The 23736-nt window shown below is 69.2% G+C and carries 28 protein-coding genes; 11 read left to right on the forward strand and 17 right to left on the reverse strand.

Going from position 1 to position 23736, the window contains the following annotated elements; all coding sequences use genetic code 11:
* The first annotated feature begins 44 nt into the window (after window positions 1-44).
* Window positions 45-1061, forward strand: a complete 1017-nt coding sequence (locus AT701_RS30125) for a PAS domain-containing protein (protein ID WP_058127769.1) — start codon at window positions 45-47, stop codon at window positions 1059-1061.
* 84 nt (window positions 1062-1145) lie between these two features.
* Here AT701_RS30125 and AT701_RS30130 read toward each other — a convergent pair whose 3' ends face one another.
* Genes AT701_RS30130 through ssd form a run of 7 tightly spaced genes read right to left on the reverse strand, consistent with a single transcriptional unit; the run spans window position 1146 to window position 5627 of the window.
* Complete coding sequence (locus AT701_RS30130) at window positions 1146-1472, reverse strand: Rv3654c family TadE-like protein (protein WP_058127156.1); 327 nt, start codon at window positions 1470-1472, stop codon at window positions 1146-1148.
* 10 nt (window positions 1473-1482) lie between these two features.
* Entirely contained in the window at window positions 1483-1809 is a 327-nt protein-coding gene (locus AT701_RS30135; RefSeq protein WP_179945954.1) for a TadE family type IV pilus minor pilin, read from the reverse strand.
* Window positions 1806-2006 (reverse strand): DUF4244 domain-containing protein, encoded by a 201-nt coding sequence (locus AT701_RS30140; RefSeq protein ID WP_058127158.1) that lies wholly within the window; start codon window positions 2004-2006, stop codon window positions 1806-1808. Before AT701_RS30140 ends, AT701_RS30135 begins: the two co-directional genes overlap by 4 nt.
* Window positions 2007-2039: 33 nt before the next feature.
* Window positions 2040-2609, reverse strand: a complete 570-nt coding sequence (locus tag AT701_RS30145; protein WP_011731085.1) for a type II secretion system F family protein — start codon at window positions 2607-2609, stop codon at window positions 2040-2042.
* Window positions 2606-3388 (reverse strand): type II secretion system F family protein, encoded by a 783-nt coding sequence (locus AT701_RS30150; protein WP_058127159.1) that lies wholly within the window; start codon window positions 3386-3388, stop codon window positions 2606-2608. Before AT701_RS30150 ends, AT701_RS30145 begins: the two co-directional genes overlap by 4 nt.
* Window positions 3385-4542 carry a TadA family conjugal transfer-associated ATPase gene (locus AT701_RS30155; RefSeq protein WP_011731088.1) on the reverse strand — a complete coding sequence of 386 codons (1158 nt, stop codon included), beginning with the start codon at window positions 4540-4542 and terminating at the stop codon, window positions 3385-3387. The genes AT701_RS30150 and AT701_RS30155 overlap by 4 nt, the downstream gene beginning before the upstream one ends.
* Window positions 4539-5627, reverse strand: a complete 1089-nt coding sequence (ssd, locus tag AT701_RS30160) for a septum site-determining protein Ssd (protein ID WP_042510600.1) — start codon at window positions 5625-5627, stop codon at window positions 4539-4541. The genes AT701_RS30155 and ssd overlap by 4 nt, the downstream gene beginning before the upstream one ends.
* A gap of 433 nt (window positions 5628-6060) precedes the next feature.
* Between ssd and AT701_RS30165 the strand changes: the two genes are divergently transcribed.
* A complete protein-coding gene (locus AT701_RS30165) occupies window positions 6061-6942 on the forward strand; it encodes an HAD-IB family hydrolase (protein ID WP_011731091.1) in 882 nt (293 codons plus the stop codon).
* Window positions 6943-7380: 438 nt separating this feature from the next.
* On the opposite strand, the gene AT701_RS30170 is transcribed toward AT701_RS30165, so the two are convergent.
* Entirely contained in the window at window positions 7381-8163 is a 783-nt protein-coding gene (locus AT701_RS30170) for an IclR family transcriptional regulator (RefSeq protein WP_011731092.1), read from the reverse strand.
* A 58-nt stretch (window positions 8164-8221) separates the two neighbouring features.
* On the opposite strand from AT701_RS30170, the gene AT701_RS30175 reads away from it, so the two are divergent.
* From AT701_RS30175 to AT701_RS30190, 4 genes are read left to right on the forward strand one after another with little or no spacing between them, the layout of a single operon-like run.
* Window positions 8222-9238 (forward strand): 2-dehydro-3-deoxygalactonokinase, encoded by a 1017-nt coding sequence (locus tag AT701_RS30175; RefSeq protein WP_306672557.1) that lies wholly within the window; start codon window positions 8222-8224, stop codon window positions 9236-9238.
* Window positions 9235-9861 carry a 2-dehydro-3-deoxy-6-phosphogalactonate aldolase gene (locus AT701_RS30180; protein WP_011731094.1) on the forward strand — a complete coding sequence of 209 codons (627 nt, stop codon included), beginning with the start codon at window positions 9235-9237 and terminating at the stop codon, window positions 9859-9861. The genes AT701_RS30175 and AT701_RS30180 overlap by 4 nt, the downstream gene beginning before the upstream one ends.
* Entirely contained in the window at window positions 9858-11006 is a 1149-nt protein-coding gene (gene dgoD / locus AT701_RS30185; RefSeq protein ID WP_058127160.1) for a galactonate dehydratase, read from the forward strand. Before AT701_RS30180 ends, dgoD begins: the two co-directional genes overlap by 4 nt.
* A gap of 5 nt (window positions 11007-11011) precedes the next feature.
* The gene (locus AT701_RS30190) at window positions 11012-12343 is read left to right on the forward strand and encodes an MFS transporter (protein WP_011731096.1); all 1332 of its coding nucleotides are present in this window, start codon (window positions 11012-11014) and stop codon (window positions 12341-12343) included.
* 1 nt (window position 12344) lies between these two features.
* Here the strand turns inward: AT701_RS30190 and AT701_RS35145 are convergent, their stop codons facing one another.
* Window positions 12345-13100: a Fic family protein gene (locus AT701_RS35145; protein ID WP_058127161.1), complete on the reverse strand. Its 756-nt coding sequence runs from the start codon at window positions 13098-13100 to the stop codon at window positions 12345-12347.
* A 127-nt stretch (window positions 13101-13227) separates the two neighbouring features.
* Between AT701_RS35145 and acs the strand changes: the two genes are divergently transcribed.
* Window positions 13228-15183 (forward strand): acetate--CoA ligase, encoded by a 1956-nt coding sequence (acs, locus tag AT701_RS30200; RefSeq protein WP_058127162.1) that lies wholly within the window; start codon window positions 13228-13230, stop codon window positions 15181-15183.
* 69 nt (window positions 15184-15252) lie between these two features.
* On the opposite strand, the gene AT701_RS30205 is transcribed toward acs, so the two are convergent.
* The gene (locus tag AT701_RS30205) at window positions 15253-15969 is read right to left on the reverse strand and encodes a S1 family peptidase (protein ID WP_162139568.1); all 717 of its coding nucleotides are present in this window, start codon (window positions 15967-15969) and stop codon (window positions 15253-15255) included.
* Window positions 15970-16105: 136 nt separating this feature from the next.
* Between AT701_RS30205 and AT701_RS30210 the strand changes: the two genes are divergently transcribed.
* On the forward strand, window positions 16106-16615 hold the full coding sequence (locus AT701_RS30210; RefSeq protein ID WP_003897577.1) for a phage holin family protein: 510 nt from the start codon (window positions 16106-16108) through the stop codon (window positions 16613-16615).
* Window positions 16615-17565 (forward strand): alpha/beta fold hydrolase, encoded by a 951-nt coding sequence (locus AT701_RS30215; RefSeq protein ID WP_003897578.1) that lies wholly within the window; start codon window positions 16615-16617, stop codon window positions 17563-17565. The genes AT701_RS30210 and AT701_RS30215 overlap by 1 nt, the downstream gene beginning before the upstream one ends.
* On the opposite strand, the gene marP is transcribed toward AT701_RS30215, so the two are convergent.
* Genes marP through nth form a run of 4 tightly spaced genes read right to left on the reverse strand, consistent with a single transcriptional unit; the run spans window position 17555 to window position 20986 of the window.
* Window positions 17555-18745: an acid resistance serine protease MarP gene (gene marP / locus AT701_RS30220; RefSeq protein WP_011731101.1), complete on the reverse strand. Its 1191-nt coding sequence runs from the start codon at window positions 18743-18745 to the stop codon at window positions 17555-17557. The genes AT701_RS30215 and marP overlap by 11 nt on opposite strands.
* On the reverse strand, window positions 18745-19533 hold the full coding sequence (locus AT701_RS30225) for an NUDIX hydrolase (RefSeq protein ID WP_058127163.1): 789 nt from the start codon (window positions 19531-19533) through the stop codon (window positions 18745-18747). Before AT701_RS30225 ends, marP begins: the two co-directional genes overlap by 1 nt.
* An 11-nt stretch (window positions 19534-19544) precedes the next feature.
* On the reverse strand, window positions 19545-20192 hold the full coding sequence (locus AT701_RS30230; protein ID WP_011731103.1) for a TlpA family protein disulfide reductase: 648 nt from the start codon (window positions 20190-20192) through the stop codon (window positions 19545-19547).
* Window positions 20193-20206: 14 nt separating this feature from the next.
* Window positions 20207-20986: an endonuclease III gene (gene nth / locus AT701_RS30235; RefSeq protein WP_011731104.1), complete on the reverse strand. Its 780-nt coding sequence runs from the start codon at window positions 20984-20986 to the stop codon at window positions 20207-20209.
* Between the two features lie 149 nt (window positions 20987-21135).
* Here nth and AT701_RS30240 point away from each other — a divergent pair, with 149 nt between their 5' ends.
* Together AT701_RS30240 and crp are read left to right on the forward strand one after the other, a co-directional pair.
* A complete protein-coding gene (locus AT701_RS30240; protein WP_011731105.1) occupies window positions 21136-21429 on the forward strand; it encodes a hypothetical protein in 294 nt (97 codons plus the stop codon).
* An 89-nt stretch (window positions 21430-21518) separates the two neighbouring features.
* Entirely contained in the window at window positions 21519-22193 is a 675-nt protein-coding gene (crp, locus tag AT701_RS30245) for a cAMP-activated global transcriptional regulator CRP (RefSeq protein WP_003897584.1), read from the forward strand.
* A gap of 84 nt (window positions 22194-22277) precedes the next feature.
* Here crp and AT701_RS30250 read toward each other — a convergent pair whose 3' ends face one another.
* From AT701_RS30250 to sp36, 3 genes are read right to left on the reverse strand one after another with little or no spacing between them, the layout of a single operon-like run.
* Window positions 22278-23072 carry an MBL fold metallo-hydrolase gene (locus AT701_RS30250; RefSeq protein ID WP_011731106.1) on the reverse strand — a complete coding sequence of 265 codons (795 nt, stop codon included), beginning with the start codon at window positions 23070-23072 and terminating at the stop codon, window positions 22278-22280.
* Window positions 23069-23545 carry a RidA family protein gene (locus tag AT701_RS30255; protein ID WP_003897586.1) on the reverse strand — a complete coding sequence of 159 codons (477 nt, stop codon included), beginning with the start codon at window positions 23543-23545 and terminating at the stop codon, window positions 23069-23071. Before AT701_RS30255 ends, AT701_RS30250 begins: the two co-directional genes overlap by 4 nt.
* Entirely contained in the window at window positions 23542-23703 is a 162-nt protein-coding gene (gene sp36 / locus AT701_RS30260; RefSeq protein WP_003897587.1) for a Sp36 family protein, read from the reverse strand. Before sp36 ends, AT701_RS30255 begins: the two co-directional genes overlap by 4 nt.
* Between the last annotated feature and the right edge of the window lie 33 nt (window positions 23704-23736).

Below are 23736 nucleotides of genomic sequence, written 5' to 3' on the forward strand. Positions count from 1 at the left end.
TGTCGCCGTCTTCTCCAAGATCAGACCCCGGTAAAATGGGTGGCATGACCCACGACTGGCTGCTCGTGGAAACACTCGGTAGTGAGCCCGCTGTGGTGGCGAGAGGTTCGCAGACCAAGAATCTCATTCCGATCAGCGTGTTTCTGCGTCGCAATCCCAACCTGATGGCCATCCAGAGCGCCATCGGGGAGACCGTCCGCGCCGGTCAGGGCCTCAGCAGCATTACGCCCAAGACCAAGCGCGTAATCCGCACCGAAGTGGTGCGAATGACGGACGGATGCATCCATGGCGTGCATGTTTGGGTCGGTCCGGCGAACGCAGAACCACCTGAACGACTGATTCCGGGGCCTCTGGTCTGGGATCTCACGACCGGCGTCGCCACCGACACTCCTGAATCCATCTTCAACAGCGGAATGGACCCCGCCGTCGAGGCCACCGATGGCCGCACGTTTGCTGATGACCTGCCCACACGCGATCTCAACCCGAGCGAGGCAAAGGTTCTGTCGCTCGTGATCAATCCACAGCCGGGCACGACGATTTGCACCACGTGGGATGTGACCGACTTCCGCGGCGAGCCCGTCACGGTCGGTTTCGTGTCCCGCACGATGGTGGAAACCGGACCCGACGGGCGGGATCGCACGGTCTGCCGCGCCATGAACTGGCGCAGTGAACGCGACGCCGCCGAGGTGCCCGCCGACTATCTCGCCCAGCGGATCCTCGACGGCCTGGCGCGGCCGGATGTCCACCGCGCACTCGTCGACCTCAACAACTGGAAGCTGCTGAAGTGGCTCGACGAGCCGGCGCCGTTCATCGACTGGCGAAACCGTGAGGGCGGTGCGTCCCGGATCCACCCCGACGACACCGCCCACATGGAGCGCATGGCGGCGGAGTTCGCCACCGGGTTCACCACGGCCGTGCTGCGGATGCGCACCAGCGGCGGTGGTTGGCAGTCCGTGCACATGACGATCAACCGCGTGGAACTCGAACCCGGCACCTATGCCGGGCTGCTGGCGCTGCGGTTGCCCAGTGACGCCGAGATCGTCGGCGCGGATTCGGGTTGAGCCGCGCTCGACGCACTCGCGAGTGTGAAGTCTCTGCGAGAAATCGCGCGGAACGTCGCAGAGGCTTCACACTCGCGGAATGTGTCACCCCACCGGGCCGGCACGCGCGGATGCCTTGGCCGGACCGACGTCCCAGCGCCCCAGCGCGACGGCAACCTCGACGGTGAGCACCACATCGAGATCCTCGACCCGGCACGACGTGACACCGCTGCGCATCCTGCGGGCGACCTGACCGGCCTGCTCGCACGCCGCGGCGGGTCCGGTCGCCACGACATTCGCCGCCGCCAACGCCGCCAGATCGGCAGCCGCCTGGGCCCGGTGCCGCGCCACCACCGCGGCACCGAGATAGGCGAAACCGCCTGCGAGGACCAGGAGTGCGGCGATCATCGCGACCGCGATGACACTGGCCACGCCACGCTGGTCAGACGCCAGGTTCCCGGGCCGATGCCGCCTCGGCAGCGATGGTGAACCCCGGCAACGGCGCATCGACGCTGACGCGGGCCACCAGGAACACCCCGTCGCCGCGAACCTCGACCAACGCCCCACGCGGCGCGATACGCCGGGCCACCTCCGCGGCGGACCCGTCACCGCGTGCCGCCAACCGCGCCGCCTCACGGGCGGCGTCGACACAGAGCACCTGCATCGAGATCGCGCTGAGCCCACCGGCACACAACGCCAGCACAGCCACGAGCGCCGCGATCGCGAACGCCGCCTCGACCGTGACCGCACCCCGGTCATCGAGCCTCAGACGCTGGTGTTGAGCGCGCGACTGATGATGTTGCTCAACGCATTCACCACCGAGTCGCCCGTCACCACGGTGTACAGGATCGCGCCGAACGCCGCCGCGGCAACGGTGCCCAGAGCGTATTCCACGGTGCTCATGCCTGAGTCGTCGACCGCGAGCAGTGCCATGCGTGCCTGGATTCCTTGAAATACCTTGCCCATGCTGGTTTTTCCTTTCCGTTGACCTCACTGACCTCACAACAAACCCGCCCCGAGAACGTCACCGGCGAGCCCCACCACCACCGGCACGATGCCGAGACACACGAACGCAGGCAGGTAGCACAGGCCTAGAGGGCCGGCCACGAGCACGCCCGCGCGTTCGGCGGCCGCATCGGCCGCAGCCGCCACGTCGTGACGTGACTGCGCCGCGAGTTCGGAAACCCCGTGCGCCAACGCCGTACCCGAGGCCGCCGACCGCCGCGCCATCCGCAGTAGTGCCTCGACGTTCTTGTCCTGTGTCTCGACACCGGAAGACCAGGCGGTCATCGGGTCGGCGCCCAGGGCCAACAGGTCCGAGGCCCGGATGAGCGCCTGCGCCAATGGCGTCGGCGCGGTGTGCGCCGCCGCCGCGGCAGCGGTCGACACCGCCATGCCCGCGGTGAGGCACGCCGCGAACAGGTCGAAGGTCGACGCGGCAGCCAGCGGATCGTCGGTCCCTGACGCCGCGCGCTCACGCCGTGGTGTCGTCGTCCGCAACGCGCGAGCACGGGCGCGGGCCGGCGCGATCAACAACGCACCCGCCAGGCACAGGGCCGCCCAGGTCATGACGTGACCTCCGCGGTGATCCGGTCCGACCACAACAGGCCCGCGCACGCCAGGACCACACCGATCACGAGCAGCCATCCACCTGCCCCGGACGCCACCAAGAACGCCACGGGCGCAGCGCCGATCGCCTGCCCCAGCGCAATACCGGCCAATGGCAGTCCCGCGAGCACCAGCGCGGTGGTGCGCGGACCCGCCATGGCCGCACGCACACGTGCCGAGAACCGTTCACGTTCCACGATGTCCTCATGCGCGGCCCGCATGAGCGTGCCCAGCGCCAGACCATGTGTCTGCGCCAACCGCCAGCAGACCGCGAGCCGCTGCCAATGTCCGGGCAACTGTGACGCGCGTGCGACGTCGTCGAGTCCCGCGGCCACATCGGCCCCCAGACGTGCCCGCGCGGCGACGGCCCGCATGCCCTCGGCGACCGGACCGCCGGACTCACCGGCTGCGGCGCCGAACGCGTCGACCGGGTGTGCCCCGACGCGCAACTCCCCCACCAGGACGTCCAAAGCTCCCTGCAGGGCTGCGGATTCGTCACGCCGATGCTGCGCGGCGGCCCGGTCTCGACGGCGCACCACGACGGTTCCCGCGACGACGCCGGCCGTGAGCGCGACCGGCAGGGGAAGCAACCAGGCCAGCGCCGCGGCCCCCACCAGGAGCCCCGGCAACATCCGTCGACGACGTCGACGAGGCGACACCTTCCGCGGGACACGCAGGCGCCGTGGGCGCGAGGGCCAGATCAACAACGCCGCCGCCAGGGCCAGCGCGGCGACGCTCACCGCATCCCCCGTTGTGTGAACTTCTCGGCGAGAAGTTCCATGCCGCAACCCAACCCGGCATCGGCGTGCCACGCTGTGGCGACCTCGAGGCCGCTCTCGTGGCGGCGCAGCACCGCGATCTCACTCAGCCTGCGCCGGCCGGCGAGCCCGCGATCGACGTGCAGCAGCACCTGCACCGCCGCGGCGGCCTGACTGCTGAGGGCGTACCGGTCGAGTCCTCCGAGCGCGCCGAGCGCTTCGAGCCGCGCGGGCACTTCGGCGGGGCTGTTGGCGTGGACGGTGCCCGCGCCACCGTCGTGGCCGGTGTTGAGCGCGGCGAGCAGATCGACCACCTCGGCGCCCCGGACCTCGCCGACGACGATGCGATCGGGACGCATCCGCAGGGCCTGCCGGACCAGGTCTCGCACCGTGATCTCGCCGACGCCTTCGACATTGGCGTTGCGCGCCACCAGTCGCACGACGTGCGGATGCTGCGGCGCGAGTTCGGCGGCGTCCTCGACGCATACGATGCGCTCGTGTCCAGGCACCGTGCCCAGAAGCGCCGACAAGAGCGTCGTCTTGCCTGCGCCGGTTCCGCCGGAGATCAGGAAAGCGAGCCTGGCGTCGATGACCCTGCGCAGCAGATCGACCGCGGCAGGCGCGATCGCGCCTGAACGCGCGAGGCTGTCGAGGTTCTGCGTGGCCGGGCGTAGTACGCGCAGTGACAGGCACGTGCCTGCCGCCGCGATGGGAGGCAGCACCGCGTGCAGGCGCACCGTGAACGGGCCCATGCCGCCGAGGTGGCCATCCACCCACGGCTGGGCCTCGTCGAGGCGCCGCCCGGCGAGCAACGCGAGCCGTTGTGCGAGTCGCCGCACCGCGGCCTCGTCCGGGAACCGGATGTCAGTGCGGCGCAGTCCATGACCGGCGTCGACCCACACCGCGTCGGGCGCCGTCACCAGCACGTCGGTGGTGCCGTCGGCACGCAGCAGCGGTTCGAGGACGCCCGCCCCGGTGAGTTCGGTGTCGAGTGCACGCAGATTGCTCAGCACCTCGGTGTCGCCGAGCAGCCCGCCGGATTCGGCGCGGATCGCCGCGGCCACCACGTCGGGACTCAACGGCGCGGTCTCGGCGACCAGCCGTTCACGTACGCGGTCGATCAGTGACGGGCTCACGCCGCCTCCCGCACAGGATGCTGCGCGAGCACGCCGAGCACGCGTCGCGCCGCGGTGGCCAGCGGAGAGCGGCGCGTGAGCCGCAACCCGCCACGTTCGAGTGCCTCGTCGAGACCGGGCTGCGGACGCATCGACGCCAGCAGCGGCAGGTCGACGATGTCGGCGACCTCGGCGGCACGCAGACCTCCCGGTGCCGGACCGCGCACCACCACACCGATGTTGGGATTGCACGTGGCGATCCAGGATCCGGCGGCCGCTGCCGCGGCACACGAACGCACATCGGCGCGGGCGACCACGACCACCAGGTCGGCTGCCTCGAGCGCGGCCTCGGCCGCGTCGGTGCTGCGCCGGGGGACGTCGCAGACCACCAAAGTCGCGCCGCGACAACCCGCGTCGATCACGGCGTGCAGTGCCGCCGCGGTGATGTCGACGCCCGCGCGTCCACCCGAGAGCACACTGATCTCGCCGCGGCGCGGCAGCGCGTCGCGCAACGCGCCGTACCCGAGCCTGCCGCCCTGCAGCGCAAGATCCGCCCACCGCAGACCCGGCTGATCCTCACTGCCGAGCACGAGGTCGATGCCGCCGCTCCACGGGTCGGCGTCGACGAGCAACGCTCCCGGCGCCGACAGGGCAAGCGCGGCGGCGAACACCGATGCCCCGGCGCCGCCTTTCGCCGCGACCACCGCAACCACCGGTCCGCGGTGTCCACCGCCCTCGTCGACGACAGACAGCGCCGCCACAAGATCGGTGTCCTGGCGGGGCAGCGTCACGACGTGTTGCGCACCGACGGCGATCGCGGCCTGCCAATCGGCCGGACCCGGTTCGTCGCATCCGATCACGAGCACCCGGTCGCGGCGCGGCAGTCCCCGGTCGGCGCACCGCCGCGCGGCCGACGCGTCGAGCAGCACGGCCGCCGCGGACAGCCAGGCCTTACGACTCGACGGCATCGCCACCTCGACCAGGTCGACGCCGGCCGCGGCAGCGACCCGGGCCACCTCCCCACGCAGCAGCGGATCGCCGAGGACCGCGAGAACGGCGGCGGTGTTCCTTTGCTTGTCTGTCCGGGTGTCCTTCGCAGCGGCCATGCCACAAATGTGACGGCCACCGATATGTCGGCACCACAGCAGAACCACAATCTGTGGATAAATCACAGGTTGTGGATAACTTTGACCGGAAATTCTCCGGCAACGACCACTCGCCACTGACACCGGCACTACGGGCCCGGCAATGACGGGCAATCTCGGCGCGGTTTGCGGAGACGGGAATTTTCCCTGGAAAAGAAGACGACCCCCGCCAGGGGGGGAGGAGGCGGAGGTCGTCGCGTATCAGCCCCGGGGGGTCGGGCTGATACACCTCGGCATAAGCCGAGTAATGCTCACTATACACATGTAACTGCCGAAAGTCGCAAGAGATCTGACTGCGAGTTTCCTGCAAGCCGTCTGGCGCTCCGAATGGTGGGAATGTGTCGTGAGCTGCCATTTTGTACCTTCGGTCGGTTATTGACGCCGAGGGCCATCTATGCTGGCGCTTGTGACCGCATCCGATCGGGCCGCTGAGGAATCGATCGCGGCGACATCCGACGCAACACCCCGCGGCGACGATGGTCGCCCCGTGCGCACGGCCGCGTTCTTCGACCTCGACAAGACCGTGATCGCCAAGTCGAGCACGTTGGCATTCAGCAAACCGTTCTTCGACCAAGGACTGCTGAACCGTCGCACCGTGCTGAAGTCGTCCTACGCGCAGTTCCTCTTCCTGATGTCGGGCGCGGATCACGATCAGATGGACCGGATGCGTGACTACATCACAAACATGTGCGCCGGCTGGGACGTCGAACAGGTGAAATCCATCGTCGGCGAGACCCTCCACGGGATCGTCGACCCGCTCGTGTTCGCCGAGGCCGCCGAGTTGATCGCCGATCACAAGTTGTGCGGCCGCGACGTCGTCGTGGTCTCGGCATCGGGCGAGGAGATCGTCGCCCCCATCGCCAGGGCGCTCGGCGCCACGCACGCGATGGCCACCCGCATGGTGGTGGAGGACGGCCGGTACACCGGTGAGATCGCGTTCTACTGCTACGGCGAGGGCAAGGCCCAGGCCATCAAAGCTCTTGCGGCGCGTGAGGGTTACGCGCTCGAGCACTGCTACGCGTACTCGGATTCGATCACCGATCTGCCGATGCTCGAGACGGTGGGGCACCCCACCGCGGTCAACCCCGACCGCGCGTTGCGCAAGGAGGCCCTCGCCCGCGACTGGCCGGTGCTGACGTTCACCAAGCCCGTCTCGCTGCGTGACCGGTTCCCCGCGCCGTCGGGTGCGGCGGTCGCCACCACCGCGGCCGTCGGCATCAGCGCACTGGCCGCCGGCGCTCTGACGTACTCGCTGCTGCGCCGGTTCGCGCTCTGACGCAATCGCTTCGGCGCCGTTTCGTGAAGGTAGCTGGACACCGCTGCGTAACGATCGGACGACGCGCGGATTTTGGCCCTTGCTGTGACTCGGGACACGTAGTACAAAGGAGGCACGGAAGCTTGGCGAGGCCAAGACCCAGCCGGAAGAGAAGGCTAGATCTCCCGACCCAAGCTCCTAGCACGGATACCGAGCACCCACGCGGAGCACATGCCGCGGAATAGGCAAAAGTGTTGCGGACCTGCGTAGTTTCGAAAAGCGGACGGCCACGACGGCCCTTTGGGTGGGGTTGCAGCCGTAGCGCATCGCAAAGACGCCGAGGTCACCCACGCAACCCACATCGCACGCTTGGTCACTCGGGGTCCGTGCTAGCGGGCGGCGAACCGGACATTGTCCGGGACGCCGCCCGATTTCTTTTGCTGGACCCGGTCAAGTTCGTCACTGCGCCTGGGCTTCCCGGTACCCCATCGCCGACGAGATGCGCGCCGCGCTGCGCCGCACCACGGGCACCAGGCCGCGCATCCGCGCGGCGGGCATGTAGGGCCGCGTCGCCGACACACTGATCGCCCCGACGATGGCCTTCGAGGCGTCGCGCACCGGGGCCGCCACGCACCGGATACCGGGCTCGTTGTCCTCCAGGTCCATCGCAGAACCGCTCTTGGCGTAGGTCTGCATGCGCGTGCAGAACTCGGCGCACCGCTCGGCGAGCTCGCCGCGTCGCACCACCGTCGGGACCGTCACGCGGTCCTCGTCGGCGATGTACAGCTCTTCCCAGCGCTCCGGGGAATCCAGCAGCAGCGCCATCCCCACGCCCGTGCGCGTCAACGGCATGCGGTGCCCCACCCGTGAGCGCATCTCGGCGCCGCGCGTACCGGGCAGCTTCTCCAGGTACAGCACCGAGTCGCCGTCGACCACGCCCAGGTGCACGGTGTCGTGCACCTGCTCGGACAGCTCCTCCAAAAACGGGCGGGCCACCACGGGCAACGGATTGCCGTGCAACGCTTTGAATCCCAGCTCGATCAACGCAGGCCCCAGCGTGTAGCCACCGTCGACGTGACGCAGGAACTCCTCGTGCACCAGCAGCTGGACCAGGCGGTGGGTGGTGCTGCGTCCCAGGCCGGTGTGCTCGACGAGGCCACGCAGATCCCGTGCACCGTCGGCGACGGCCCTGATCACCGCCAGTCCACGCGCCAGCGTCTGGGTACCGGGTGGAACGCTCATGCCGCGAGCATCCCATATATAGGGATTGTGTTGGAAATTTTGGGACTGGGTTCCCATAGTGGCCCTTGTGACCCATCACACCCCGGCGCCCGGCGTGGCGCGGCTCATCGCCCTGGACTGGGGCACGACCGCGTTGCGGGCCTGGCTCCTCGGCGACAACGGCCGGGTGCTCGACGCGCGTGCCCATGACGGCGGACTGCTCAGCGTCACCGCAGGCACGCCGACCGACATCAGGGCAGACACCCGCGCCGACGACTACGAGAAGGTGTTCGCCGCGGTGTGCGGCGACTGGCTCGGCGCGCAGCCGGGCCTGCCGGCGATCGCGTGCGGCATGGTGGGCAGCGCGCAGGGCTGGCAGGAGGCCGGCTACGTGACCGTGCCCGCCGACCTGCGCTTCGACGCCGCGACGCTCACCCGCGTACCCCACAAAGACGGCGTGCTGCACCTCGTTCCCGGACTGCGGGTCGCCCCCACCGGCCAGAGGACCGGTGACGTGATGCGCGGCGAGGAGACACAACTGGTCGGCGTGCTCGACCTGCTCGACGAATCCGGGGACCTGCTCGTGGTGCTGCCCGGGACCCACACGAAGTGGGTCAGAATCGCTGCCGGACAGGTGGAATCGTTCACCACCGCGATGACCGGCGAGCTCTACGGCCTGCTCATGGAGCACGGCATCCTCGCCCGCACGGCGCACGCGCCGGTCCGTGACGACGCAGCGTTCACGCGCGGGCTCGACGCCGACATCTCCCGCGGCATCTCGACGGCCCTGTTCGGTGCCCGGGCCCTCGTGCTCGACGGCGCACTGGAACCGAGCGCGCTGCCGGACTACGTGTCGGGCCTGCTGATCGCCGACGAGATCCGCCACCTGCTGCCCGCCGACCGAAAGCGAATCGTGCTGTGCGGCAAGCCCGATCTGTGCCGCCGCTACGCAGCCGCGCTCGAGCGCCACGACGCGCACCCGGCGGCGACGCTCACCGAGGAGGCCGCGGCGCGCGGCCTGTGGCACATCGCGGTCACCAGCGGCCTCGTCACCGGCGATGACGCCGCGCGACACCGAATCGAGGAGGTTTCATGAACCAGCCCACCGGATTGGTGGCGATCCTGCGCGGGGTGCGCCCCGACGAGATCCTGGCGATCGGCGGCGCGCTGATCGACGCCGGGTTCACCGCGATCGAGATACCGCTGAACTCCCCCGACCCCTTCGACTCGATCGAACGCCTCGCGGCCGCGGCACCGGAAGGTTGCGTGATCGGTGCCGGAACCGTGCTGACGGTCGACGACGTCGTCCGCGCCGAATCGGCCGGCGCCCGGATCATGGTGTCGCCCAACGCCAACCCTGAGGTGATCGCCGTCGCCACACGACGCGGCATGCGCGCCTACCCCGGCGTCGCGACCCCCACCGAGGCGTTCAGCGCGGTCGACGCGGGCGCACGCAACCTCAAGCTGTTCCCGTCCGATGCGGTCGGCATCTCCGGCATGAAGGCCTGGCGCGCAGTGCTTCCCGCCGACATCGAGATGCTGCCGGTCGGCGGTGTGGACGAGAACAACCTGGCCGACTGGATCGCCGCGGGCGCCGACGGCGCGGGCCTCGGCACCAATCTGTACCGCCCCGGTGACGACGCCGACGCGGTCGCACGGCGCGCCCGCACCCTGCAGGACATCTGGTCTGACGCATACGCCGAGAGGAACCCACGATGAAGATCAAATCGGTGCAGACGTACACCGTTCCCCCGCGGTGGCTCTTCCTGCGCATCGAGACCGACGAGGGCCTCGTCGGCTGGGGCGAACCCGTCCTCGAAGGCCGCGCGGCCACCGTGGCCGCCGCGGTCGAGGAACTGTCGGACTACCTGATCGGCCAGGATCCCGGCCAGATCGAGGATCTGTGGACCGTGATGTACCGCGGCGGGTTCTATCGCGGCGGCGGCATCCACATGAGCGCGCTGGCCGGCATCGACCAGGCGTTGTGGGACCTCAAGGGCAAGACCCTCGGCGTGCCGACACACGAACTGCTGGGCGGGCGCGTCCGCGACCGGATCAAGGTGTACTCGTGGATCGGCGGCGACCGGCCGAGCGAAACCGCCAAGGCCGCACGCGAAGTCGTCGACCGGGGATTCACCGCGGTGAAGATGAACGGCACCGAGGAGTTGCAGTACGTCGACACGTGGGACAAGGTGGACCGCGCGGTGGCCAGTGTGGCCGCCGTACGCGACGCGGTGGGCCCCAACATCGGCATCGGCGTGGATTTCCATGGGCGCGTACACAAGCCGATGGCCAAGGTGCTGCTGCGCGAACTCGAGCCCTACCGGTTGATGTTCGTCGAGGAACCCGTGCTCAGTGAGCACGTGGACGGTTTCGTCGACGTGCTGCGGCAGTCCCCCATCCCGATCGCCCTGGGCGAGCGGCTGTTCTCGCGGTGGGACGCCAAGACGATCCTGGCCTCGGGCTCGGTCGACATCATCCAGCCGGATCCGTCGCACTGCGGCGGGATCACCGAGGCCCGCAAGATCGCCCACATGGCCGAGGCGTACGACGTCGCGCTCGCGCTGCACTGCCCCCTGGGGCCGATCGCGCTCGCGGCGTGCCTGCAGATCGACGCGGGCTGCTACAACGCGACGATCCAGGAGCAGAGCCTGGGCATCCACTACAACACGACCAACGACCTACTCGACTACCTCGCCGATCCGGGCGTTTTCACCTACGCCGACGGGCAGGTCCAGATCCCGACGGGACCGGGGCTCGGCATCGAGATCAACGAGGAGTACGTGGCCGAACGGGCGGCCGAGGGACATCGGTGGCGCAACCCGGTCTGGCGCCACGCCGACGGATCGTTCGCGGAGTGGTGAGGCATATGACCCAGACCGGAAACACCAGCGCGTCACCGCAATTGGCCAAGCAGGCCTCCCACGCACGCATCCTCATCGCGGTGATGCTGTTCATCACCGTGGTGATCAACTACATGGACCGGGCCAACCTGTCGATCGCGATGCCCGCGATCGCCGACGAGATGGACCTGACCAAGGCGCAGCAGGGCCTGCTGCTCAGCGCGTTCGGCTGGACCTATGCGGCACTGCAGATCCCGGGCGGATGGCTCGTCGACCGGGTGCGCCCGCGCGTGCTGTACCCGGTGTGCCTGGCGCTGTGGTCGCTGGCGACGTTGTTCATGGGCGTCATCGGCGGGTTCGTCGCGCTGATCGCGCTGCGCCTGCTGGTCGGTGTGTTCGAGGCGCCGGCGTATCCCATCAACAACCGCGTCGCGACGACGTGGTTCCCCGAGCGTGAACGCGCCTCGGTCATCGGCTTCTACACCTCCGGGCAGTTCATCGGCCTGGCGCTGCTCACACCCGTGCTGTCCTGGCTGCAGGCCACCATGAGCTGGCACTGGGTGTTCATCGTGACCGGCGCGATCGGCATCGGCTGGGCGGCGCTGTGGTACCTGAAGTACCGCGAACCGCGCGAATCCAACGCCAACGAAGCCGAACTCGAGCTCATCGAAAGCGGCGGCGCCCTGGTGGACGTCGTGGAAGATCAGCCGCAGCGGGTCGCGGTGACGCGCGCCGACGTCGCGACGGTGCTCGGGCGGCGCAAGCTGTGGGGCATCTACCTGGGCCAGTTCTGCCTGACCTCGACGCTGTGGTTCTTCCTCACCTGGTTCCCGACGTACCTCGTCGAGTACCGCGGCATGGACTACATCAAGACCGGGTTCCTGGCGTCGCTGCCGTTCATCGCCGCACTGGTCGGTGTGCTGTTCTCCGGCGTCCTGTCGGATTTCCTGCTGCGGCGCGGTGTTTCGCTCGGCGCGGCCCGCAAGGGCCCGATCATCGCCGGGCTCCTGCTGACCACGGCCATGCTGGGCGCCAACTACACCGACTCCACGGCCATGGTGGTGCTGTTCCTGTCGATCGCGTTCTTCGGCAACGGTCTGGCGTCGATCACGTGGTCGCTGGTCTCGGCGCTGGCACCCAAGAGGTTGCTGGGCCTGACCGGCGGCATGTTCAACTTCATCGGCAACCTGTCGTCGATCGCCACACCGATCATCATCGGCCTGCTGGTCACCGACGAGAGCTTCGCGCCCGGCTTCGTTTACATGACCGTCGTGACCCTGATCGGCATCGCGTCGTACGTGCTGCTGGTCGGCCGCGTCGAGCGGGTGCGGGAAAAGGCGGTCACCCAACCCGCTTGAGCTAGCCCGCTTGAGCTATGTGCTGCGCGATCTGGAGCGCCTCACGCGCTCCGGCGTGCAGCGCCTCGCAGCCGAGCAGCAGCCACGCGGTCAGACCGTCGGTGGTCCCCGACGCGAATCCGCGGGCGGCCCCACGGTACTCGCCCGACTTGCGCATCCAGTGCACCTCGGGCACGCCGAGACCGTGCGGGTCCAGCCCGCTCGCGATCGTTACCAGCCGCGAGACCGCGCGCGCCACCACACCGTCGGCCGTGCCGAACGGGGCCAGCGTCAGCAACTCCCCGTGCGCGACGGCGGCCAGCACCGGGGCGGGCACCTTGGACCCGCCGGTGAGAAGTTCGATCAGCAACTCCAGCCGCGGCCCCACCTCGGGGTCGGTGCGGGGACGGCCCAGGTGCTCGTCGTCGGTGAGATCGGCTGCTGCCAGCGCGTGCAACCGGGCCAGCGCCTGCATCGGCGCGCGCTGCCACACCGTCACCAACGAGGTCGCGCCGCCTTCGAGCGCCTCGGCCACGCGGATCGCACCCGCGGTCACCGGATCTGGGTCGCCGTCGGCCGACAGCTGCACCGTCCCGCCGTCCAGCACGGCCGACGCGCGGGCGCCACGCAGCACGGACTCGGCCGCGGTCTGCGGCCAGCCCCGCAGGTTGACCTTGTGTCGGTGCGCGCGTCCGAGCGCGTCCCGCGCCTCGTCGCAGGCCGCGGCGACGCCGGGCAGCTCGAACAGCGGCGCGAGAGGATCAGGGCGCTCGGTCATAACCAGCCACGCTAGTCGACCGCTGATCGCGTCTTCGCCGACCGTTCAGCGCATTCAGACCACCGTCCACCAGCAGACATGTGAGGGTCCAACGTGTGTGCAACGTTCGGTGACTAGGCTCACAGCCATGTCGAACCCCTCGCACGCAGAAGTTCCGTCAGCCTATCCGCCGCCGGCCGATTTCGCGGCCAATGCCAACGCGACGGGTGAGTTGTACGCCGAGGCCGAGAAGGATCGGCTGGCGTTCTGGGAGAAACAGGCCAACCGGTTGTCCTGGCAGACCCCGTTCACCGACGTACTCGACTGGTCGGACGCCCCGTTCGCGAAGTGGTTCGTGGGCGGCAAGATCAACGTCGCCTACAACTGCGTCGACCGTCACGTGGAGGCCGGCAACGGCGACCGGGTGGCCATCCACTGGGAAGGCGAACCGGTCGGCGACGCGCGCAGCATCACCTACGCCGAACTCAAGGACGAGGTGTGCAAGGCCGCCAACGCCCTGACCGACCTGGGTCTGGTGGCCGGCGACCGCGTCGCGATCTACATGCCGATGATCCCCGAGGCCATCGTCGCGATGCTCGCGTGCGCCCGCCTGGGTGTCATGCACAGCGTCGTGTTCGCCGGCTTCTCGGCCTCGGCGCTGCGCGCCCGCATCGAGGACGCCGAGGCCAAGCTCGTCATCACCAGCGACGGCCAGTACCGCCGCGGCAAGGCCGCCTCGCTCAAGGAGGCCGTCGACGAGGCCGTCGCCGATCAGCCGTCGGTGAAGAACGTGCTGGTGGTGCGTCGCACCGGCATCGACGTCAAGTGGACCGACGGCCGCGACCTGTGGTGGGACGAGACCGTCGAGCAGGCGTCGACCGAGCACATTCCCGCGGCCTTCGACTCCGAACAGCCGCTGTTCTTGCTGTACACCTCCGGCACGACGGGTAAGCCCAAGGGCATCGTGCACACCTCGGGTGGCTACCTGACGCAGTCGTCGTACACGCACTGGAACGTCTTCGACGTCAAGCCCGAGAGCGACGTGTACTGGTGCACCGCCGACATCGGCTGGGTGACCGGGCACACCTACATCGTGTACGGGCCGCTGTCCAACGGCGTCACGCAGGTGGTCTACGAGGGCACCCCCACCTCGCCCACCGAGCACCGGCACTTCGAGGTCATCGAGAAGTACGGCGTCACCATCTATTACACGGCGCCGACGCTCATTCGCACGTTCATGAAGCTGGGTCATCAGATCCCGGCCTCGCACGATCTGTCGAGCCTGCGCCTGCTCGGCTCGGTGGGCGAGCCCATCAACCCCGAGGCCTGGCGCTGGTACCGCGAGCACATCGGCGGCGGCAAGACCCCGATCGTCGACACCTGGTGGCAGACCGAGACCGGGGCCATCATGATCTCCCCGCTGCCCGGCGTGACCGCGGCCAAGCCCGGTTCGGCGATGACGCCGCTGCCCGGCATCTCGGCCAAGATCGTCGACGACGAGGGCAACCAACTGGTGCCCGGTGCCGACGAGGCCGAGCACGTCACCGGCTACCTGGTGCTCGACCAGCCGTGGCCGGCGATGCTGCGCGGTATCTGGGGCGACCCGCAACGGTTCAAGGACACCTACTGGTCGCGGTTCGCCGAGCAGGGCTGGTACTTCGCCGGTGACGGCGCGCGGTACGACTCCGACGGCCACATCTGGGTGCTGGGCCGCATCGACGACGTCATGAACGTCTCGGGCCACCGCATCTCGACCGCCGAGGTCGAGTCCGCACTCGTCGGCCATGCCGGTGTCGCCGAGGCCGCGGTCGTGGGCGCCTCCGACGACACGACCGGACAGGCGATCTGCGCGTTCGTGATCCTCAAGGCCAGCGCTCACGGCGGGCCCGAGAACATGATCGAGGAACTGCGCGCCGAGGTGGCCCGCGAAATCTCGCCCATCGCCAAACCGCGCGAGATCCACATCGTGCCCGAGCTGCCGAAGACCCGCAGCGGCAAGATCATGCGCCGGCTGCTGCGCGACGTGGCCGAGGGCCGCGAACTCGGTGACACCTCGACCCTGGTGGATCCCAGCGTGTTCGAGGCGATCCGCGCGAGCAAGTAACCTCGCAACGAGCATCGGAACTGCCCGGTCTCCTCGGAGACCGGGCAGTTCTGTTCATGCGTCTGGCAGCTACCGGATCGGGACGAAGCCCGTGCCGGGACGGTTCTTGGCGGTGATGTCGGCCAGTTGAGTGTTGATCGACATGGTGACCGCGGGCGTGTGCAGCGGCACGAACTTCACGACGCACGTGGGCAGATCCTCGGTGAACGCGCCGTGGATCATGCCGACCAGCAGGTTGTTGACCGTCACGGGCGCCCCGGAGTCACCGGGCTGGCCGCACACCTGGTTGACGATGGTGCCGGGATCCTTGCCCGGGCCCCACGTCACGCCGCACGAATAGCCCGTGGTGCGGCCCAGCTTGCACGCGATCTCGCCGAACCGCGGATCCGGTCCGATGCCGTCGATACGGAACCCGTTGATGTTGTTGGTCGGCGTGACCTTCTGCGGGTCGAACTCGATCACCGCGTAGTCGAGCAGGTCGTTGCCCGCGACCATCGTGCCCAGCACGCCCGCGGCGACGTCGCTCTCGGCGGCCACGGTCGCGCCGGGCCCGCCGCAGTGCGCAGAGGTGAACCCGATGAGCCGGCCCGCGTTGTCGTGGCCGATCGCGGTGAGGGTGCAGAACGACTCGCCGTCGACGACGATGCCCGACCCGCCGCCGAGCACCACGGGAGGTGCGGCTTGCGCGTGCCCCGAAGTCCACGGAGCAAGCACAGCGAACAAGGCAACAACCGGTGCACCAACAAGCAACCGCCAGCGGTGTCTGCTCGCCAACTGTCCTCCCATCGACGCGCCCGACCCGCGTAACCCAATGAACTACGGGGAAGTCTACTGGGGTCGGTTCACTGGCCCGGATCGTTTACCCCGTGCCCGCATGGCAACATGAACCGCGAAACGCATTGAATCCGGGGAGGATGTGTCCGTGAGCATTGGCGACCGCAGGAACGGCGTACCGGCAACGGTGACCTCGATTCCGCTGGTGGATCCGCACGCCCCCAAGCCGGATCCGTCGATCGGCGATCTGGTCAAGGACGCCACCGCGCAGGTCTCGACGCTCGTGCGCGCCGAGGTGGAACTGGCCAAGGCCGAGATCACGCGCGACGTCAAGAAGGGCCTCACGGGCAGCGTCTTCTTCATCGCCGCGCTCGTGGTGCTGTTCTACTCGACGTTCTTTTTCTTCTTCTTCCTGGCCGAACTTCTCGACACGTGGCTGTGGCGGTGGGTCGCGTTCCTGATCGTGTTCGCCATCATGCTGGTGGTCACGGGCGCGCTGGCGCTGTTCGGTTTCCTCAAGGTGCGCCGTATCCGCGGGCCGCGCCAGACCATCGAATCCGTCAAGGAAACGCGTGAGGCACTGACGCCGGGCCACGACAAGACCCCCGCTCAGGTCGACGCCGACGCCAAACCGGCCTCTGACCCGTCCGGCTGGTAATGCCGGCACCTGACCCCTCGGTCACTCGGATCGACGGGCCGTGGCGGCATCTGCAGGTGCACGCCAACGGCATTCGCTTCCACGTCGTCGAAGCCGCGCCCGAGGCAGTCGAACCCGGAGTCACCAGCGATCGGCCGCTGGTCATCCTGCTGCACGGCTTCGGATCGTTCTGGTGGTCGTGGCGTCACCAACTCACGGGCCTGCGCGACGCGCGTGTGGTCGCGGTCGATCTGCGCGGGTACGGCGGCAGCGACAAACCGCCCCGCGGCTACGACGGCTGGACGCTGGCCGGCGACACCGCCGGTCTGGTGCGCGCGCTGGGCCACACGTCCGCGACGCTCGTGGGTCACGCCGACGGCGGCCTGGTGTGCTGGGCGACCTCGGTGCTGCATCCGCGCGCGGTGAACGCGATCGCGGTCATCAGCTCCCCGCATCCGGTGGCGCTGCGCGCCTCGGCGTTGCGACGCCGCGATCAGGGCCGCGCGCTGCTGCCGTGGATGCTGGGCTACCAGGTGCCGATGTGGCCCGAGCGCAAGCTCACCCGCCACGACGCCGCCGAACTCGAGCGCGTGGTCCGCAGCCGCGCCGGGGACGCGTGGCAGCAGACCCCGGACTTCGCCGAGACGATGCGACATCTGCGCCGCGCCATCCAGATTCCCGGTGCCGCGCACTCGGCGCTGGAATACCAGCGCTGGGCCGTGCGCAGCCAACTGCGCGGTGAGGGCAGGCGGTTCATGGCGTCGATGCGGCGACCGGTGAACGTACCGGTGCTGCACCTGCGTGGCGACGAGGATCCCTACGTGCTGCCCGACCCGGTGTACCGCACGCAGCGGTTCGCGCCACACGGCCGGTACGTATCGATCACCGGCGCCGGGCATTTCGCGCACGAGGAGCAGCCCGACGCCGTCAACGAGCAGCTGGGCAGGTTCCTGACGCAGATCAGGAGTTGATGCAGGTCCCGGTGGCGACGCGCTCGGTGTTGCCGATCTTGGCGAGCTGGCGCTCGACCTCCTTGGCGGTGAGCACGAAGCCCGTGTCGACGTCGTCGACGGCCGCACCGAACACCACGCCGAGCACCTTGCCCGCCCGGTTGATCATCGGCCCACCCGAATTGCCTTGCCGCACCGTTCCTCTGACGGTGTAAACCTCGCGGGTCACGGTGGTGGTGCGGTAGATGTCGGGTCCGTTGAGCTCGATGATCTCGCGCACCCGCGCGGGCGTGGCCAGGAAGTCGCCACCGCCCGGGTAGCCCATCACCACGGCATCGGTGCCCTGCGGCGCCGGGTCCGCCGCGAACGCCAGCGGCGCCGACGGCAGGTTCGGCACGTCGAGGATCGAGATGTCGGCGTCGGGGTCGTACGAGACCACGTGCGCGTCGTAGGTCTCGCCGTCGACCTCCACGGTCACGCTGTCGGCACCGGCCACCACGTGCGCGTTGGACATCACGCGGCTGGGCGCGACCACGAATCCACTGCCCTCCAACACCTTCTGGCAGCTCGGCGCGACGCCGCGGATCTTGACCACACTGGGCCGCGTCGCGGCGACCACGGCGTCGTCGGCCAACGCCGCATCAGGCGCGTCGACGTTGACGATCGGGGTGCGGCCGAACGGCTCGAGCACATCGGGCAGGCCCGAGGTGTCCAGCAGCCCCGACAGCCGCGTCGGCACCTGGCGCAGCCACGTCGGCGCCACACGGTCCACCTCGGACAGCACCCGCGAACCCTTCACGGCGGCCGCGAGGTTCGGCTGGTCCGACGACGTCAGCAGGCTGCCCAGCAGCCACGCCGCGACCAGGACCGCGACGAGCATCAGGCTCACGCCGACGACCGAGTCGAACGCGCGGAACAGTCCGCTGCGGATGGTGCCGCGCACCGCGCGACCCAGCACCACACCCGCGATCTCGCCGACCACGACGAGCGCGAGGATGAGGAACAGCGTCACGAACAGTTTGGTGCGCGCGCCGTCCACGTGCGGGATCACGTGCGGGGCCAGCAGCACACCGGCCACCGCACCGAGCACGACGCCGATGAACGACATCAACGAGCCCAGCGCCCCCGAACGCCAACCCGAGATGGCGGCGACGAAGGCGATGGCGACGACGGCCAGATCAAGCCACAGCGAGGGTGTCATCAAATTCCAGTTCCACGATGGGCTTCACCGTAACTGCTCGCACGGCCGACTAGCGCCATTGCTTCCTCCAGTCCCCGCACGTCGTCGGTGTTCCACGGCTTGGCCCAGCCCGCGACATCGAGCATCGCCGAGATCACCTGACCCGTGAAACCCCACACCAACATCTCGTTGAGCAGGAACGCCGGACCCGCGAAACGGCTCGTGTTGCTCTCGCGGTACACCATCAGCCGGTTCTCCGGATTGATGAACGCGCGCACCGGCACCCGCGACACCGCCGCGGTCTCGGCCTCGTCGACCACGGTCACCGGGCCCGGATCCGGCGAGTACGCCAGCACCGGGACGACGTGGAAGCCCGACGGCGGGATGAACATCTTGTCCAGCGTGGCCAGCGGGTGCAGCCGGCTGGTGTCGACGCCGGTCTCCTCGGTGGCCTCGCGGAATGCCGTCGCGACCGGGCCGGTGTCCCCGGGATCGGTGGCGCCGCCCGGGAACGCGGCCTGCCCGGCGTGGTGACGCAGCGTCGAGGCGCGGACCGTCACCAGCAGGTCGGCGTCGTCGGGCAGCACCCCCGCCGGCGCGTCCGGCGGGCCGGAGAACAGCACCAGAACGGCCGCGTCGCGCCGCGAACCGGTTTCGGCGGCCTGATGATTGGCCTCGACGATGCTCGCGAGCACCTCGGGCGGGACCCGGCGGCGGTAGGCGTTCGGCACGTGCCCGACGTTGTCCAACAGCGGTCTGAGCCAGGGCGGGGCGGCGTCGGGAACCAGCCCCTCGGGCGTCGAACTCACCCTCGGTGCTCCTATCGGCTCGATCGGATCAACTCATCGACCGCCGCCGCGATCTCGTCGGCGTCGACGAACGAGCGGGGCAGGATCTCGGCAACGCTACCGTCCGGACGCAGCACAACGGTGGCAGGCATGACGTTGGGCACCTTGAGTGCCGCGGCGACCAGCCTGCGGCCGTCCTGCAACGTCGGCAGCCGCACGCCCAGTTCGGCGAGCCGCAGCAGCGCGGCCGTCTCGTTCTCATCCTGGTGCACCGTGAGCACCAGGACGTCGGGGTTGCGGCGCTGGTACTCGGCCATCGCGGGCAGTTCGTCGGCGCACGGGCCGCACCAGTACGCCCACAAATTCAGCACCACGGGCCGGCCGGCCAGCGCCGCGGCGACGTCGACCGGGTCTCCGTCGCCCGCGCATTCGAGGGTCATCCCGCGCAGCGCCTCGGGTCCCTGCCCGTTTCCCGGGCCGGGGCACGGCGGCAGATCGGCGCGGGCGCGGGGTTCGGCGAGCGCCTCGGGGGTGTCGGCGTCGCGGTGGTCGCGCGCCGTCGCGCTGGGAGCCTCGGCACCCGGGGCCGCGCCGTCGTCACGCAACTCCAGCCAGAATGCGGTGCCCAACGCCAGCAGAACCACCAGGACCGCGACGGTCCACCGGGTCGAGACGCTCATCGTGTGCCCACGGCTCACAAACCGGCCAGCGCCAGCAGATGCTCGGTCTCGGGGCCTTTGACCAGGGCGGCCGCGGTCGGCGGGTCGGTGGGGCCGATGCCGTACGACGGGCAGTCCTTGGCCAGCACGCACACGCCGCACGCGGGTTTACGGGCGTGGCACACGCGGCGGCCGTGGAAGATCACGCGGTGGCTCAGCAGGGTCCACTCGCTGCGTTCGATGAGCTCGGCCACCGCGAACTCGACCTTGACCGGATCCTCGTGGTCGGTCCAGCGCCAGCGGCGCACGAGCCGGCCGAAGTGCGTGTCGACCGTGATGCCGGGGATGTCGAAGGCGTTGCCCAGGATGACGTTGGCGGTCTTGCGCCCGACTCCGGGCAGCGTGACCAGCTCGTCGAGGGTCTTGGGCACCTCACCGTCGAAGCGCTCGACGAGTTCCTGGCCGAGCTTGATCAGCGAGTTGGCCTTGTTCCGGTAGAACCCCGTTGGCCGGATCAGCTCTTCGAGTTCGGTGCGGTCGGCCTGCGCGTAGTCGAGCGCGGTGCGGTACTTCTTGAACAGCGCGGGCGTGGTCAGGTTGACCCGCTTGTCGGTGCTCTGCGCCGACAGGATGGTCGCGACCGTGAGCTCGAGCGGGTTGGTGAAGTCCAGCTCGCAGTACACGTGCGGGAACGCCTTGGCCAGCGTCCGGTTCATCCGTCGGGCACGACGCACGAGACCCAGGTGCGTCTCGGAGTCCCACTTCTTCGCGTCCGACTTCTTTGGTTTCGCCGCCCGGGCGGCACCCGCACTCACGCCTGTCAGGGTACTGACCACGGCTGACGGTGCCCGATCGGCGTGTTGAGCCCGTATTGAGGCGAGGCGGCGGCGACACACCCGACCGGTGGCATTTGTGCCCCGGTTTGTGACCCTGCTGAGACCTGGGCCGTGTTAACTACTGGCTTGTGTCTTGGCTGCTGGTGGCGCTCACCCCGGGGTTGCTCATGCTGGCGACGTTCGGCCTGGACCGGCTCGAGGCCGGTCTGGCCCGCGAGCAGGCACCACGCCAGGTCAGGAGCACCGCTCGTGGCGCGGCCTCGGCCTTGGCGGCCCTGCCGGTGAGCGAGCTGCACCACCGCGAACTGGTCCTTCAGACCGTCGGTTCGAGCTCTTCCGACGCCCATCTACCGCTCCGGCGCAGCGATCCGCAGGCGACCAATCCGCAGTTTCCGGCGACTCGCCATGCCTATCGTGTGTAGCGTTGGCTAGTCGCGAAACCGCGTACCTCTAGACTGAGCAGGCAATATCAGTCTGAGGTCTTACCACCCATTAGCTTAAGAGGGGCAACGTGGACGAGATCCTGGCCAGGGCCGGAATCTTCCAGGGAGTCGAACCCACCGCCGTTGCGGCGCTGACCAAGCAGTTGCAGCCCGTCGACTTCCCGCGCGGACACACCGTGTTCGCCGAAGGTGAGCCCGGCGATCGGCTGTACATCATCATCTCCGGCAAGGTGAAGATCGGCCGCCGGTCCCCGGACGGTCGCGAGAACCTGCTGACCATCATGGGTCCGTCGGACATGTTCGGTGAGCTGTCGATCTTCGACCCCGGCCCCCGTACGTCCAGCGCGACCACGATCACCGAGGTGCGCGCGGTCTCGATGGACCGCGATGCGCTGCGCGCCTGGATCGCCGACCGGCCCGAGATCGCCGAGCAGCTGCTGCGCGTGCTCGCGCGCCGCCTGCGCCGCACCAACAACAACCTGGCGGATCTGATCTTCACCGACGTGCCCGGTCGTGTCGCCAAGCAGCTCCTGCAGCTGGCGCAGCGGTTCGGCACGCAGGAGGGCGGCGCGCTGCGCGTCACCCACGACCTCACGCAGGAAGAGATCGCCCAGCTGGTCGGCGCGTCGCGCGAGACCGTCAACAAGGCGCTGGCCGACTTCGCCCACCGCGGCTGGATCCGCCTGGAGGGCAAGAGCGTGCTGATCTCCGACAGCGAGCGTCTGGCCCGCCGCGCCCGCTAGCACCTCGCCCCGTTCGCCGAAACGGCATTCCGTCAGGGAAGTGCAAGTCACCCCCTGCTGGAATGCGGTTTCGGCGAAAGAACGTCAGTGCCGCAGGTAGTCGAGCTGGGCCTGAACGCTCTTCTCCGCGGCGTCCCACAGTTTCTCGTCGACGTCGGTGTAGACGTGTTCGACGACTTGGCGCGCGGTGGCATCGTCGCCGAGTTCGCGTAACGCCTCACGCACCTGCTCGAGCCGTTCCTCCCGGTGCGCCAGGTACATCTGCGCGACGCCCGACAGATCCCCGAGCTCGGGCCCGTGGCCGGGCAGCACAACCCGCTCACCGAGCCCCTTGAGCCGGTGCAGCGAATCGAGGTAGTCACGCAGGCTGCCGTCCTCGGTGTCGATGACGGTGGTGCCGCGACCCAGGACGGTGTCGGCGGTCAGCACCGCACCCGGCCCGTCGCCGTCGTCGAGCACGAACGACAACGAGTCCGCGGTGTGCCCGGGGGTCGCCATCACCGTGATGCGCAGGCCGGCCGCGTCGATCACCTCACCGTCGGTCAACGGCCCGCCCAGTCCGCGCAGGAACCCGCTGCCCACCGAGCGCACCACCGCGCCGGTCCGCTCGACGATCTTGTCGATGCCGCCGGTGTGGTCCTCGTGCTTGTGGCTGATGAGCACCAGGCTGATCGTCCCGAGCTCGGCGACGCGTGCGATGTGCTCGTCGTCGTCGGGGCCCGGGTCGACCACCACGATCTCGTCGCTGCGGGGCGCACGCAGCACCCACGTGTTGGTGCCCTCCAGCGTCATCAGGCCCGGGTTGTTGCACAGCAGCACCGACGCCGATCCGGTCACCGGCCGCAACAACCCGTAGGCGGGATGCTGGAGATCGCTCACGCGAGTCCCGGCGTGACCTCGACGATGATCTCGACCTCGACGGGGGCGTTGATCGGCAACTCGGCCACCCCGACCGCCGAGCGCGCGTGCGCGCCGGCGTCGCCGAAGATCTCGCCGAACAGTTCCGAGGCGCCGTTGACGACGCCGGGCTGCCCGCCGAAGCCGGGGGCCGACGCGACGAAGCCGACGACCTTGACCACCTTGACGACGGAATCGATGCCGACGAGCGCGTGCACGGCGGCCAGCGCGTTGAGGCCGCACACCCGTGCGAGCTCCTTGGCCTCCTCGGCGCTCACCTCGGCGCCGACCTTGCCCGCCTTGATCAGCTCACCGCCGCGGATGGGCAGCTGACCCGAGGTGTAGACGTGGTTGCCGGTGTGCACTGCAGGCACGTAGGCGGCCACGGGCGGGACGACGCCCGGCAGTTCGATGCCCAGCTCGGCCAGCCGTGCCGACCACGACGCGCCGCTCACTTCGGCCGCTTCAGGTAGGCGACGTGCTGCTCACCGGTCGGCCCGGGCAGGACCGAGACCAGTTCCCAGCCGTCGCTCCCCCACTGGTCAAGGATCTGTTTGGTGGCATGTGTCAGCAACGGCACCGTGGCGTACTCCCAGCGAGTCGGTTCACTCATGGGGCGAGCTTATCGGTCGGGCTGCCGGGCTTG

This window comes from Mycolicibacterium smegmatis, assembly GCF_001457595.1.
GTDB lineage: Bacteria > Actinomycetota > Actinomycetes > Mycobacteriales > Mycobacteriaceae > Mycobacterium > Mycobacterium smegmatis.

Bases quoted from the DNA above. Each gene is read 5' to 3' on its own strand.
- sp36 (WP_003897587.1), bottom strand. From the start codon at position 23,703: ATGAGTGAACCGACTCGCTGGGAGTACGCCACGGTGCCGTTGCTGACA.
- marP (WP_011731101.1), bottom strand. From the start codon at position 18,745: ATGACACCCTCGCTGTGGCTTGATCTGGCCGTCGTCGCCATCGCCTTC.
- AT701_RS30230 (WP_011731103.1), bottom strand. From the start codon at position 20,192: ATGAGCGTCTCGACCCGGTGGACCGTCGCGGTCCTGGTGGTTCTGCTG.
- AT701_RS30140 (WP_058127158.1), bottom strand. From the start codon at position 2,006: ATGGGCAAGGTATTTCAAGGAATCCAGGCACGCATGGCACTGCTCGCG.
- AT701_RS35145 (WP_058127161.1), bottom strand. From the start codon at position 13,100: ATGACCGAGCGCCCTGATCCTCTCGCGCCGCTGTTCGAGCTGCCCGGC.
- AT701_RS30205 (WP_162139568.1), bottom strand. From the start codon at position 15,969: ATGGGAGGACAGTTGGCGAGCAGACACCGCTGGCGGTTGCTTGTTGGT.
- AT701_RS30165 (WP_011731091.1), top strand. From the start codon at position 6,061: ATGCTGGCGCTTGTGACCGCATCCGATCGGGCCGCTGAGGAATCGATC.
- acs (WP_058127162.1), top strand. From the start codon at position 13,228: ATGTCGAACCCCTCGCACGCAGAAGTTCCGTCAGCCTATCCGCCGCCG.
- AT701_RS30145 (WP_011731085.1), bottom strand. From the start codon at position 2,609: ATGACCTGGGCGGCCCTGTGCCTGGCGGGTGCGTTGTTGATCGCGCCG.
- AT701_RS30190 (WP_011731096.1), top strand. From the start codon at position 11,012: ATGACCCAGACCGGAAACACCAGCGCGTCACCGCAATTGGCCAAGCAG.
- dgoD (WP_058127160.1), top strand. From the start codon at position 9,858: ATGAAGATCAAATCGGTGCAGACGTACACCGTTCCCCCGCGGTGGCTC.
- AT701_RS30215 (WP_003897578.1), top strand. From the start codon at position 16,615: ATGCCGGCACCTGACCCCTCGGTCACTCGGATCGACGGGCCGTGGCGG.
- AT701_RS30170 (WP_011731092.1), bottom strand. From the start codon at position 8,163: ATGAGCGTTCCACCCGGTACCCAGACGCTGGCGCGTGGACTGGCGGTG.
- AT701_RS30125 (WP_058127769.1), top strand. From the start codon at position 45: ATGACCCACGACTGGCTGCTCGTGGAAACACTCGGTAGTGAGCCCGCT.
- AT701_RS30180 (WP_011731094.1), top strand. From the start codon at position 9,235: ATGAACCAGCCCACCGGATTGGTGGCGATCCTGCGCGGGGTGCGCCCC.
- ssd (WP_042510600.1), bottom strand. From the start codon at position 5,627: ATGGCCGCTGCGAAGGACACCCGGACAGACAAGCAAAGGAACACCGCC.